The organism is Bacillus sp. UNC125MFCrub1.1 (assembly GCF_000701305.1).
Lineage (GTDB): Bacteria > Bacillota > Bacilli > Bacillales > Bacillaceae > Bacillus > Bacillus altitudinis.
This window is the reverse complement of record NZ_KL370769.1, coordinates 1176727-1189213: the sequence shown is the minus strand read 5'-3', so window position 1 is coordinate 1189213 and position 12487 is coordinate 1176727. Positions and strand designations below refer to the sequence as shown.

Genomic DNA, 12487 nt, shown 5'->3' with positions numbered 1-12487 from the left:
CATCTTTTTACTTCTTAGATAAGACACCAGGGCTAAACCGTCTGTGGCGGGCGGTTTAGCCTGATCTGTTTTTAAAGAATATGCAGACACTTGGAGGTTATATGTTTACGATCGAGAATTTAACCAAGACGTATAAAAATAACGTGACTGCTGTCAATGATTTTCATTTGAAAATTGCCCCTCATCAAATCGTTGCTGTGGCTGGACCAAATGGATCCGGTAAAACAACGATGATTAACTGTGTACTCGGCATCATTAAGCATACAGAAGGAACCATTCATATCAAGGATGTCACAAATGATGATCCATCCTTTAAAAAACAAGTCGCCTATGTTCCAGATGATCTGCTGCTCCCTGAAGCATTGACTGGTGCTGAATATTTAGATTTTGTTTCTTCTATGTATGAATGTAAAACAATTCAAAGAAGAAATCAACTAATTGAATTGTTTGATATGGAATCAGCTTTATCAAGACCGATTGAAACCTATTCCCATGGAATGAAAAAAAAGACACAGCTGATTGCTGCCTTTATGCTTGAGAGTCAATTAGTGATCATGGATGAGCCCTTTAGAGGACTTGATATTGAAGCGGTTATAAACACAAAGAAACTAATGAAACGTTATGCCGAGCACCATGGTGCAATCTTGCTTTCAACGCATGATATGCTTTCAGCGGAAGAGCTGTGCCACAAGATCGCCATTATTTCTAAAGGAAATAAAATGGATGAAGGGACGGTTTCGGCCTTAAAAGAAAAGTATCAATCAAGCACATTGGAACAGGTGTTTCTGAAAGCTTCAATGTTAAGTGATAGGGGTGCACATTTTGATGAAATCATTAATCATTTCTAAAATGATGCTTAAAATGTGGCAGCAGGAGATGTATAAGCTCTTTGATACTCAAACGAAGCGAATCATTGTGGTCTTATTCTTTTTGTTTGCAGTCACAATGGGAGCCATCATCGGATACAGTTTTACGGGTGTCTTTATGAAGGCTTTCTTAAATGGAGATGAACGTTCACTTGGGTTGTTGGTTGTGTCGATGGCAATCAATGCATCCATTTTTACAAGCTTGTTATTTGTGCTGATCAAAGTCAGAACACCTGAACAAGATCGTTTTTCTATGCAGCTCAGCTGGTTTCCGCTGTCTACCTTTCAAAAAAGTCTTGGTTACTTCATTCCGATGGTGACAGTCGTGACAGGGCTTGTTTTATTTTTCATCGGGATCTTGCTTTTACCTAATTTTATTGCACAAGGGATCGGTATTTTCTTTATTCTTACGTTCTTTTTGATGGTGCTGTTGCAATCGCTCTTTGTCTTAACACTGCTTCAGCTCATTTACAACGTGACTTATTTACTCGTACTAAAATTAAAATTACCGTTGCAAAAATTTGCAGCGATATTTGTTTTATTAGCGCTAGTTGTAGCGTATGGAATGACACATTTCGACATCAATCAAATACAGCAATCATATGTACAGTTTGATTATCATTTGATGTATTTTACAGCGCCGTTTTTCTTAGCGGCACAAGGGATGTCTCCTGACGGGGTGAATTATGCGATTTTGATCCTCTTCATCTTATTATCTGCGGGAGGCGCATTTATTTCTCTTGCTTTAATGCCAATTATGGCTGAGAAAAAAGCGTTAACCTTTCTGCACAAGCTGCCATTTTCATCTTCGAAAAAGTGGTCACTCATTGTAAAGGAAATAAAGTCACAAGTGAGAAATGAAGAAAATATTTTAAACTTTCTCATCCTCCTTATTGTCATTTTATTTGTCCGTTATCAGTTTGCCTTCCGCTTTGAAGGAGAAGCTTTTTTTGTCTTATGTGCGCTAGCTGGGTTAACAGCTTTTAATTCATTTGGCAATGACAAACGTATGCTTGGGATGTATAAAACGTTTGGTCTAAGGCCGTGGGAAGTGGCTCTTTATAAGTTCCTCGGGCTTTTGCTCGTTGGTGTGATCCAAATTGTTTTATTTATGATCACAACACTGACGCTCCCGGATCAGATATGGATCGTGTTGATTGGCGCTGCTGTCTTGTGTAATGCAACGGCTCTCTTTTATGTGGTAGGTATTTTATTGCCCCTTGATCGAAATAATCCATACACAGGTATTTTCTCGTTTGGAGCGCTTATTTTAATCATGATTCCGATTGTATTTATTGGAAACTATGTGATAGGGGAATCGAGTCAAATGCTTCAGTGGCTGCTTGTGGCAGGATTTGAATGTCTGCTCATCTTTGCCATATATAAAGGTTTTTCATGGAGGTATTCACATGATTCAACTTCTTAACAATAAGCTAAAGATTGAGCGGGTGCCGGCACTTGCGCCATATGTGACTTTACAAAAAAGGCATTTGACTGATACGCAGTACGGAAGCTCACTTCCAATTAACGAAAGTGCATATCATATGTTAACGAAAGTGGATGGTCAAAGGACAGAGGCGAGTATTACGGCAGAACTCGCCGATTTGTTTCAGGTCGATGAGTCTGTGATTGCCCGCGATTTTTATCAATTGATGATGGGGCTGAATCAGCATCACTTGCTGTCGATTCATTATCAATCGCCATATCGGACTGTCACAGCCTTCTGTCAATTTTTTAAGCAGTATCAAGTAAAGATGAAAGAGCGGTTTGACTGCACGGGTCATTCATTTCTTCACATATTGGGTACGGCTCTGCTGATGGTGACGCGCAAAATCATCTTTTTCTGGGTGCTCTTTATGATCATGGCGGGAATCGCCTTTTTATTTATTCCTGATTCATCGATTGCGGCCATTGCGATTTATTTTACGATTATTTATTTCGGATTAATTACTGGAACTGCCTTGCATGAGGCGGCACATGGGTATGCACATCGGAAGTTCGCCGGCCGGGATGGTCCTCAAGGCTTTTTTGCGAGCGATATGATGTCTGTGAAATTTGTGAGGCCTGTTTTAGACCCGTTTCAGAAAAAACAGGTGTGGATTACACTGCTTGGTCCGCTTTTGCCGGGGCTCATTGGCGCAGTCGGAATCATTGTGACTGTTTTATTTCTAAAAGAAAATCCAATTTCGACAGGGTTTTTCATTTTTTCAATCACGTATTTTATTCAATTGCTCTACCTTCTTCCGTTTATGGGGGATGGTAAGTCTATTATGAAGCAGTTATTGCTTGGTGGAATGGGAGGACAACGATCATGAACGTTCAGGCAATGAAACAAGGTGCAATTGTTGGTAGTTTCCTAGGTTTCTTAGGTTTTCCGATGCTGACCATTGGTGTTCTGTTCTATCACTTATTTCAATCAAAAACAAATAATGAATTATTATTTAACAGTCTTGCTTTTGAGATGGAAGGTTCGTCTGCATTTACGTTCCAAATCAAACCAAACTTTTTTATTTATATGGTTGTCATTTTTGCTGTCAGTTTTTTCATTGTGGCATTCCTATCAGCCATGAAACAGAAAAAAGCGAAAGATTAGGAGAATTCTCCTAATCTTTTTTTGTATATTAAACCAAATTTTAGTATAATAAAAAATAAATGTATAAAAGGGGATATCAATGATTAAGAAATGGAGCATTCTTTTATTGACTGTTTTTCTATTAGCAGGATGCGGCGAGAAGGCTGCAGAAACAACAACGACAGAGAAAACGGTCTCAGAAAAACCTGCAACAGAGAAAAATAAGGAAACAGCAACTCACGATGAAGTAACTGTCGAACCTATGAAACTAACAAAAAATGAAAAAAGTCTTTTGGAAGCATTATCAGATAAGCCGTTTGAAGCGATGACAGTGAAAGGACTAAAAGGCAGTAATAAAAGTGTATCCTTGATCGGTATGCATTACAAAGATGGACAATTATTAAAAGAAGATACAAAAAAAATCACCATTGACCTTCATCAAAATGGCGTCGATAACAGTGTGAATTTTATCTATCAGCTAGAAGATGAAAAAGATGATCTGTTAAAAGTAACGTATAGCTTATGGAAAGATAAAGAGCAAAGCGAACTAACGAAACTCTCGACTAGCATGGATTTCAAACAGGACGTGGGAGGAAACACAACGATATCAGCTTCAGATCTTTTTCACATGTCTCCTGGAGAGAAAAAATTAATTTCTACTACCATCACAACTGGAATGAACCATGAGTTTTCTGGTTTAACAGGTTCTGAAAAGAATCTGAAAGAGGAATTAAAAGATGTAAAGCAGGCTTATTTGGTGTATTTGCAGCTAGACAAATAACTATCGTAATATATATGGAGAATATGAAATTTTTTGACGAAAAATCTTCATATTCTCTTGACGAATTGTTAAGAAAGTTGTAACATAATAAAAGTCAACGCAATGACGTTGTCTTTAAAAGATTGATGCGGGTGTAGTTTAGTGGTAAAACCTCAGCCTTCCAAGCTGATGTCGTGAGTTCGATTCTCATCACCCGCTCCAATACATAATTTTGTTTATAACGCAGTATTTCGTTTCATAGATAAACGAAGTGTTGCGTTTTTTATTATGTCAGTATAATGTGAAAAGCACTGTGACCTACAGTGCTTTTTCAATGAGTTCATATTCACTTTCTCCACCATGTATTTGTATAAACATCTTCGTCAAGGATTGTATAAGTGCCTCACTCTTTTCCCGGGAAATAGATGGTGGGAAGAGAATGATTTGAAGAATGCTTTTTGTGTCTTGAGAAATTTGAGCTTTACTTGCTTGAGAAAATAACCCTGTAAGCTCTTCGCCATCCTGCCATTCAATATGACCAGTTTCATTTTTGGATAATGAAAGAGGCCCTTTCAATTGATCGGCATCTAATGTAAGGATAGGCAAGAAATATTTTAATGAAAAAAATATCGACAAATCCTGTGCGGAATTGGTCGAGTCAATAAATTGTTCTTTTTGAATATCAGCAAGTAGCGGAAGAAAGGGGATACCTTCTAGAAGATTCGTCCATTCTTTGATCGCTGGTACTTCTTCCAAAGTTTGATCTTCATATTCAAAAAACAAAGATTCTTGAAACAGGCGCAGTCTGCCTTTTAACATTTGAGGGGATTTTCCTATCTCAATATGTGAATATTCAATCTGTCCAACATGGATAGACGGGCTTTGAGGTTGGGAGATTTCCATTTGTATCTTCACAGTGACTCACTCCAATCGGTCATGATACACTCGTATTATACTGAAAACAACTGAAGAAACAAAGAAAGGAGGTTTGCAAGGTGATTCATGTTGGACAATTAAAAGAAGAATTAATTCAATATGCGAACGAAATTGGTGTCGATAAAATTCGATTTGCAAGTGCTGATACATTTGATTCATTAAAGGACCGCCTCATCTTGCATGAATCGTTAGGGTATTTGTCCGGTTTTGAAGAGCCTGATATCGAAAAACGAACAAATCCTGCTTTGCTGCTTCCAAAAGCAAAATCAATTGTCGCCATTGCGCTCGCATACCCTTCCAAAATGAAAGATGCTCCCCGAAGTACAAAGGATGCAAGAAGAGGGATTTTTTGCAGGGCTTCATGGGGAACTGATTATCATGTTGTGCTGAAAAAAAAGCTCGACATGCTTGAAGAATTTTTGCGCAGTAAACACGAAGATATACGGACAAAATCAATGGTGGACACAGGTGAATTGTCTGACCGTGCTGTAGCCGAACGTGCTGGCATTGGCTTTAGTGCAAAGAACTGTATGATTATCACACCAGAGTTCGGATCTTATGTCTATTTGGCTGAGATGATTACAAATGTTCCATTTGAACCGGATGAGAAAATAGAAGACCAGTGTGGAACTTGTAATAAATGTGTGGATTCATGCCCAACGGGTGCTCTTGTGAATCCAGGCCAGCTCAATTCTCAAAGGTGTATTTCGTTTTTAACACAGACAAAAGGGTTTTTACCTGACGAATTTCGCTCGAAAATAGGAAATCGGTTGTATGGATGTGATACGTGCCAAACGGTCTGCCCAATTAATAAAGGGAAAGACTTTCATCTACATCCTGAAATGGAGCCGGACCCTGAAATTGCAAAGCCGCTCTTAAAGCCACTGCTGACAATCAGCAATCGTGAATTTAAAGAGAAGTATGGTCATGTTTCTGGATCATGGCGAGGGAAAAAGCCTATTCAGCGGAATGCCATTTTGGCACTTGCTCACTTTAAAGATACATCTGCTTTGCCAGATTTGGTTGACCTGATGCATAAAGATCCAAGACCGGTCATTCGAGGCACGGCTGCTTGGGCAATCGGTAAAATTGGCGATGGTCAGCAGCTTTCAGAACTGGAAAAAGCCCTTGAGCGGGAAAGTGATGAAGAAGCAAAACAAGAGATCATCAAAGGGATTGAATTGTTACAAACACCTTTAAATACTAAATAACCTCCCATTGAACATAGAATGAACCAAACAGAGATGTTAAAAAAAGTTTGGTGGTGTCTGTGTGAAACAATTATTAGAACAAACGTTAGAAGACAGACTGGCATATTTATTAAATGGCAGTACGATCAAACAGCCGCAGCTGATGTCTGATGTGGACGCTGTGGAGCGAAAGAAAGAGCTGTTTGCAAGAAGACAAGTTGAGATTGTCAAGGCGAAAGCAAAAGCAAAACTTCTCGATTCAGCTATTCAAGATGATGGAGCTCAGCAAGTACAATATCTCGCTCACCTCACTTATGTCTGTAAGGATATAGACGATTCTTTTTATTTAGAGGAACAGGTTGAGAAAAGAGAAGCGTTTCTTTATAACGACATGCTTGTGAAAGATCGGATGATGTTAGAAGAACGACAAAAGGAAGATCAGGTGGATGAGCGCTTCCAAAAAGATGACCAATTTGGAAGAGCTTTTCACTATGACCGGCGTGCAGCTGTTCAATATGCTGAGACGTATTGGAATAAACGGAATCCAGCATATAAAAATTTTGAAGATAACTGTACGAATTTTATTTCACAATGTCTAAAAGCAGGGAATGCGCCAACGAGAGGATATCCGAACCGTGGATCTGGCTGGTGGGTTCGTCCACATACATGGAGCTACAGCTGGACGGTGGCACATTCGATGAAAAATTATTTAGCCAATTCCAAAGCGGGGTTGAGAGCAAAGAAACTCAACGAGCCGCAAGAGCTTCAAATAGGTGATGTGATTTGCTACGATTTTGAAGGTGACGGTAGGTATAATCATACAACCATTGTCGTTGATCATGATAAAGGCGGAATGCCTCTTGTGAATGCACAAACGTATGACAGCCGTATGCGTTACTGGTCGTATGAAGATTCAACGGCTTATACACCTAATATTCGTTATACGTTTTTTCACATTTTGGACGATGCTCCAAAGGATAGTTAATGGTATAATGTTGAGCGGAAAAGAAAATTAGAGGTGAACTTTTTTGGGACTTCATGTCGTTTTATATCAACCAGAAATTCCAGCTAATACTGGAAATATTGCGCGAACATGTGCAGCAACAAATACAACACTTCATCTGATTCGTCCGCTTGGTTTTTCGACAGATGATAAAATGCTGAAGCGTGCAGGACTCGATTATTGGAAATATGCCAATGTCGTCTATCATGATTCATTAGATGAATTGTTTGAGGCTCATCCGAAGGGGCAATTTTTCTATATCACAAAGTTTGGGCAAAAGCCGCATACAACGTTCGATTACTCGCAGCTAGATGAAGACTACTTCTTTGTATTTGGCAGAGAGACGAGTGGATTGCCAAAAGATTTGATTGAACGGAATATGGATCGCTGTCTACGTTTACCAATGACAGAGCATGTTCGTTCACTGAATCTATCGAATACGGCAGCGATTCTTGTGTATGAGGCGCTTCGCCAGCAGCAATACCGAGATTTGATATAAGAACATGATAAAAGCCGAGATCCGATCTCGCTTTCAGTGAATATGTAAGTACTGAAAATATGAACGAAATGAAAAAGGATGTTCCGCTGATGGAACATCCTTTTTTTCATTTACCAGGCTTGCCTTCGTAGCCAGCTGTGAAAATGGATACTAAAAACGTAATGATGACGCCCATCATAATGACCGTTCTCATATAAGCTCCCCCTTATCCCTTTGTTCCTTCGCTGCCGGTTTCATATGTTGTGAAGTTCGCCTTGAAAAGCAGGAGATGAAGATCATTTTTCTCCTGTTTTTCCTTTATTATGAAGGGTCTTGCGGATGGTTGTCAATTCAGTTTGCCAATTCGTCATTTTGAAGAACGAAAGCATGTAATAGGACGCCTCCGCATAGATTGTAAAACAGTATCTGATTTCTAGCTTCAATCTTGAAAGAGGAGGTTCATATGGATATTTTAAAGAAAATTGAACAGCACAGAGAAGAAGAGCAGCGACTGAAATGGGAAGGCACCTTCAGCGAATATTTAGATATTATTAAAGAAAATCCACTTGTCGCTCAATCTGCTCATTCTCGCGTTTATCATATGATTAAGGACAGCGGGATTGAAGAGGAGAATGGGGTCAGAACCTACAAATTTTTTGATCAGGAGCTTTTTGGTTTAGAGGAATCATTGGAAAGGCTAGTGGAAGAGTATTTTCACCCTGCGGCTAAACGTTTAGATGTCAGAAAGCGTATTTTATTGTTAATGGGGCCAGTCAGCGGCGGGAAATCGACGCTTGTCACAAGGCTGAAAAGAGGGCTGGAAGAGTATTCACTAACAGATCATGGCGCAGTCTATGCGATTAAAGGCTGCCCAATGCATGAAGATCCGCTTCATCTCATTCCGCAAAATCTGCGGGAGGATTTCTATAGAGAATACGGCATACGTGTGCAGGGGAATTTATCACCTTTGAACTTGATGAGGCTCGAAGAGGAATACGGTGGCCGCATTGAGGATGTGAGAGTGGAACGAATTTTTTTCTCAGAGGACAAACGGACCGGCATTGGTACCTTCAGCCCGTCTGATCCGAAATCTCAGGACATTGCCGACTTAACAGGAAGTATTGATTTTTCAACGATTGCTGAATTTGGTTCAGAGTCAGACCCGCGTGCGTATCGGTTTGATGGAGAGCTCAATAAAGCGAACCGTGGAATGATGGAATTTCAGGAGATGTTAAAGTGTGATGAGAAATTTCTATGGCATCTTCTTTCATTAACGCAGGAGGGAAATTTTAAGGCGGGGCGTTTTGCGTTGATTAGTGCGGATGAATTGATTGTTGCACATACGAATGAAACGGAGTACCGATCATTTATTTCGAATAAAAAGAACGAGGCTTTACACTCAAGAATTATTGTGATGCCGATCCCTTATAATTTAAAGGTGACAGAGGAAGAACGCATTTATCATAAGATGATTTCAGAAAGTGATGTCTCAGATGTTCATATTGCGCCGCATACGCTAAAGGTAGCTGCGATGTTCTCTATTTTGACAAGGCTGAAGGAGCCGAAGCGGTCTGATATCGATTTGGTGAAAAAAATGCGACTGTATGATGGGGAAAGTGTCGAAGGTTTCCAATCTGTTGATATTGATGAGATGAAAAAGGAATTTCATGACGAAGGAATGAGCGGAATTGACCCGAGATATGTCATTAACCGCATTTCATCCACCATTATTCGAAAGAACATGGAATCCATCAATGCACTGGATGTCCTCCGTTCCTTAAAAGAAGGACTCGATCAGCATCCATCGATCTCAAGTGAAGATCGGGAACGTTATTTGAATTTTATTTCTGTCGCACGAAAAGAGTATGACGATATGGCGAAGAAGGAAGTTCAAAAGGCATTTGTGTATTCTTATGAGGAGTCTGCGAAAACTCTCATGGATAATTACTTAGATAATGTCGAGGCGTACTGCAATAAAAACAAACTGCGTGATCCGTTAACAGGTGAAGAAATGAATCCTGATGAAAAGCTCATGCGTTCAATTGAGGAACAGATCGGCATTTCTGAAAACGCCAAAAAGGCATTCAGAGAAGAAATCCTCATTCGGATTTCGGCTTATGCGAGAAAGGGCAAACGCTTTGATTATAATTCTCACGAGAGATTACGAGAAGCTATTCAGAAGAAGCTCTTTGCCGATTTGAAAGATGTCGTGAAAATTACGACATCGACAAAAACGCCGGATGAGCAACAGTTGAAAAAGGTCAATGAAGTAGTGGCGCGATTGATTGATGAGCATGGCTATAATTCTACAAGTGCAAATGAACTCTTAAAATATGTAGGCAGTCTTCTGAATCGTTAATAAATGAAGGAGGCATTATTGGCGCAAACTAGCACCGGTAATGTCTTTTTTAAAAATCATCGTCATTTCGACGACGAGCAGCATACGATAATGGAATCGATGGGTACAAGAATTGTCCAAAAAGGTGAGGAGGGGGATGGATGTCCCGGCAAGAAAAAAGTCAGTTTATTGTGTCTCAGGAAGACTGGTCCCTCCATCGAAAAGGCTTTGATGACCAGCAGCGTCATCAGAAAAAAGTCAAAGAGGCGATTAAAAACAATTTGCCGGATCTTGTCACAGAGGAAAGCATCATTATGTCTAATGGCAAAGATGTGGTCAAAATTCCGATCCGTTCTTTAGATGAATATAAAATTCGGTACAACTATGATAAGAATAAGCATGTAGGTCAGGGGGATGGAGACAGCCAGGTTGGCGATGTGGTCGCTCGGGATGGATCTGACAGTAAGCAAGGGCAGGGAAAGGGGCAAGGTGCTGGAGATCAGGCCGGTGATGATTATTACGAAGCAGAAGTCTCATTAATGGATTTAGAGGAAGCGCTATTTCGTGAGCTGGAGCTACCAAATCTTAAACAAAAGGAACTTGATGATATCGTTGTCGAGGAAATTGAGTTTAATGATATTCGCAAAACGGGGTTAACCGGTAATATCCATAAAAAACGAACAATGCTGTCAGCATTTAAACGAAATGCCATGACAGGAAGCCCTTCCTTTTATCCCATTTATCCAGAGGATATTAAGTATAAGACGTGGAATGAAGTCACCAAACCAGAATCAAAAGCGGTTGTCCTAGCGATGATGGATACGAGCGGAAGTATGGGGCTTTGGGAAAAATATATGGCGAGAAGCTTTTTCTTTTGGATGACACGTTTCTTGCGGACAAAGTATGAGACAGTCGAGATCGAATTCATTGCCCACCATACAGAGGCGAAGGTCGTAGACGAGGAGCACTTCTTTTCTCGGGGAGAGAGCGGGGGAACCATTTGTTCTTCTGTCTATCGAAAGGCACTAGAGCTCATAGACGAACGATATCCTCCGTCACGATATAATATTTATCCTTTCCATTTTTCTGATGGTGACAATTTGACCTCTGATAATGCACGGTGCGTGAAGCTCGTTTCTGAAATTATGAAAAAAGCCAATTTATTTTGTTATGGTGAAGTGAATCAATATAATCGGCATTCTACGTTAATGTCAGCATACAAACATATTCAGGATGAGAAATTTAAGCATTATATTTTGAAGCAAAAATCAGACGTTTTTCTCGCATTAAAAAAATTTTTTCAGCAGGAAGAAGTTCTTTCTTAAAGAGAACATTCAAAAAAACCTTTCAGCATAAGGGCTGAAAGGTTTTTTGTGTGGAGAAGGAAGGGATCACCAGAAAAAAAGTAAAACTTTCTCTTTGACATTTCAATTTTCATTTATTAATATTTAATCTTGTTAAATATAAGTTTTTCAAAAAAAGATGCCGATCGTCTTTTCTTCTTTTTCTGCTTTTTGCTCATAAGTGAACAATAAGTATAAATGGGCTGCACACCATTTTCAGCAGAGTAGAAAAAGGGGAAACAGGCAGCTCTATGAGCTTGTTTCATAATCTGTCAGATGATGGGCATTCTAAGTTTGCTAAAGCAGATGACACTATATTTTTATACATGAAAGGAGAAACAAAACATGAACAGAGGGCGTTTATTGCTAACAAATATTATTGGCCTTATTGTGATTCTTGCCATTATTGCCGGAGGTGCTTATTACTACTACGAAAGCACAAACTTCGTAAAAACAGATGAAGCAAAAGTGACAGGTGACATGTATCAAATTACAGCGCCAGCAGCTGGACAAATCAAAGGCTGGGACATCAATGAAGGTGACGAAGTGCAAAAAGACAGCACAGTGGCAAAAGTTGAAGGAGAAGCAAAAACAAACATTAAAGCAGTGGCTGATGGCACATTAGTCAAAAAAGAAGTACAAAACAACCAACAAGTGCAGCCTGGGACAGTTCTTGGTGAAACGATTGACCTAAGCAAGCTTTACATTACAGCGAATATTAAAGAAACAGACATTAAGAACATTGAAAAAGGTGACAAAGTGGACATCGTTGTAGACGGCGATCCTGATACAACATTTGAAGGAACAGTTGAACAAATTGGTTATGCAACAAACTCAACATTCAATATGCTGCCAGCAACAAACTCAAGTGGTAACTACACGAAAGTGACACAAAAAGTAGCAGTGAAAATTTCAATTAAAAATCCATCTGACAAAGTACTTCCAGGTATGAATGCTTCTGTCAAAATTTCATCTTAATGATGACTGATATCAAAAAATGA

At 39.5% G+C, this 12487-nt stretch carries 12 protein-coding genes and 1 tRNA gene; 12 read left to right on the top strand and 1 reads right to left on the bottom strand.

Features of this window, described 5'->3' with window-relative positions; genetic code table 11:
* Window positions 1-101: 101 nt before the first annotated feature.
* The 6 genes from N521_RS18785 (at window position 102) to N521_RS18760 (ending at window position 4420) form a co-directional block, all read left to right on the top strand.
* Window positions 102-848, top strand: a complete 747-nt coding sequence (locus tag N521_RS18785; protein ID WP_008349096.1) for an ABC transporter ATP-binding protein — start codon at window positions 102-104, stop codon at window positions 846-848.
* Window positions 826-2292 carry a hypothetical protein gene (locus tag N521_RS18780; protein ID WP_019743966.1) on the top strand — a complete coding sequence of 489 codons (1467 nt, stop codon included), beginning with the start codon at window positions 826-828 and terminating at the stop codon, window positions 2290-2292. The genes N521_RS18785 and N521_RS18780 overlap by 23 nt, the downstream gene beginning before the upstream one ends.
* Window positions 2276-3181 (top strand): PqqD family protein, encoded by a 906-nt coding sequence (locus N521_RS18775; protein ID WP_035392602.1) that lies wholly within the window; start codon window positions 2276-2278, stop codon window positions 3179-3181. Before N521_RS18780 ends, N521_RS18775 begins: the two co-directional genes overlap by 17 nt.
* On the top strand, window positions 3178-3459 hold the full coding sequence (locus tag N521_RS18770; RefSeq protein ID WP_035392600.1) for a hypothetical protein: 282 nt from the start codon (window positions 3178-3180) through the stop codon (window positions 3457-3459). Before N521_RS18775 ends, N521_RS18770 begins: the two co-directional genes overlap by 4 nt.
* A gap of 79 nt (window positions 3460-3538) precedes the next feature.
* Window positions 3539-4219 carry a hypothetical protein gene (locus N521_RS18765; protein WP_035392598.1) on the top strand — a complete coding sequence of 227 codons (681 nt, stop codon included), beginning with the start codon at window positions 3539-3541 and terminating at the stop codon, window positions 4217-4219.
* Between the two features lie 127 nt (window positions 4220-4346).
* Window positions 4347-4420, top strand: a tRNA-Gly gene (locus tag N521_RS18760).
* 96 nt (window positions 4421-4516) lie between these two features.
* On the opposite strand, the gene N521_RS18755 is transcribed toward N521_RS18760, so the two are convergent.
* Window positions 4517-5113 carry a hypothetical protein gene (locus N521_RS18755; protein ID WP_080934020.1) on the bottom strand — a complete coding sequence of 199 codons (597 nt, stop codon included), beginning with the start codon at window positions 5111-5113 and terminating at the stop codon, window positions 4517-4519.
* 83 nt (window positions 5114-5196) lie between these two features.
* On the opposite strand from N521_RS18755, the gene queG reads away from it, so the two are divergent.
* The 6 genes from queG to N521_RS18725 all read left to right on the top strand — a co-directional run bounded on the left by queG (window position 5197) and on the right by N521_RS18725 (window position 12464).
* A complete protein-coding gene (gene queG, locus N521_RS18750; RefSeq protein ID WP_026050065.1) occupies window positions 5197-6345 on the top strand; it encodes a tRNA epoxyqueuosine(34) reductase QueG in 1149 nt (382 codons plus the stop codon).
* 61 nt (window positions 6346-6406) lie between these two features.
* Complete coding sequence (locus N521_RS18745) at window positions 6407-7309, top strand: amidase domain-containing protein (RefSeq protein ID WP_035392596.1); 903 nt, start codon at window positions 6407-6409, stop codon at window positions 7307-7309.
* A gap of 43 nt (window positions 7310-7352) precedes the next feature.
* Window positions 7353-7826, top strand: coding sequence for a tRNA (uridine(34)/cytosine(34)/5-carboxymethylaminomethyluridine(34)-2'-O)-methyltransferase TrmL (trmL, locus tag N521_RS18740; RefSeq protein WP_003211950.1), 474 nt, complete (start codon window positions 7353-7355; stop codon window positions 7824-7826).
* 442 nt (window positions 7827-8268) lie between these two features.
* Entirely contained in the window at window positions 8269-10164 is a 1896-nt protein-coding gene (locus N521_RS18735) for a PrkA family serine protein kinase (RefSeq protein ID WP_017360374.1), read from the top strand.
* A gap of 140 nt (window positions 10165-10304) precedes the next feature.
* Window positions 10305-11468, top strand: coding sequence for a sporulation protein YhbH (gene yhbH / locus N521_RS18730; protein ID WP_007497035.1), 1164 nt, complete (start codon window positions 10305-10307; stop codon window positions 11466-11468).
* A gap of 363 nt (window positions 11469-11831) precedes the next feature.
* Entirely contained in the window at window positions 11832-12464 is a 633-nt protein-coding gene (locus N521_RS18725) for a biotin/lipoyl-containing protein (protein WP_007497037.1), read from the top strand.
* Window positions 12465-12487 lie beyond the last annotated feature (23 nt).

Bases quoted from the DNA above. Each gene is read 5' to 3' on its own strand.
- N521_RS18770 (WP_035392600.1), top strand. From the start codon at position 3,178: ATGAACGTTCAGGCAATGAAACAAGGTGCAATTGTTGGTAGTTTCCTA.
- N521_RS18735 (WP_017360374.1), top strand. From the start codon at position 8,269: ATGGATATTTTAAAGAAAATTGAACAGCACAGAGAAGAAGAGCAGCGA.
- yhbH (WP_007497035.1), top strand. From the start codon at position 10,305: ATGTCCCGGCAAGAAAAAAGTCAGTTTATTGTGTCTCAGGAAGACTGG.
- N521_RS18780 (WP_019743966.1), top strand. From the start codon at position 826: ATGAAATCATTAATCATTTCTAAAATGATGCTTAAAATGTGGCAGCAG.
- N521_RS18785 (WP_008349096.1), top strand. From the start codon at position 102: ATGTTTACGATCGAGAATTTAACCAAGACGTATAAAAATAACGTGACT.
- N521_RS18725 (WP_007497037.1), top strand. From the start codon at position 11,832: ATGAACAGAGGGCGTTTATTGCTAACAAATATTATTGGCCTTATTGTG.
- N521_RS18775 (WP_035392602.1), top strand. From the start codon at position 2,276: ATGATTCAACTTCTTAACAATAAGCTAAAGATTGAGCGGGTGCCGGCA.
- N521_RS18765 (WP_035392598.1), top strand. From the start codon at position 3,539: ATGATTAAGAAATGGAGCATTCTTTTATTGACTGTTTTTCTATTAGCA.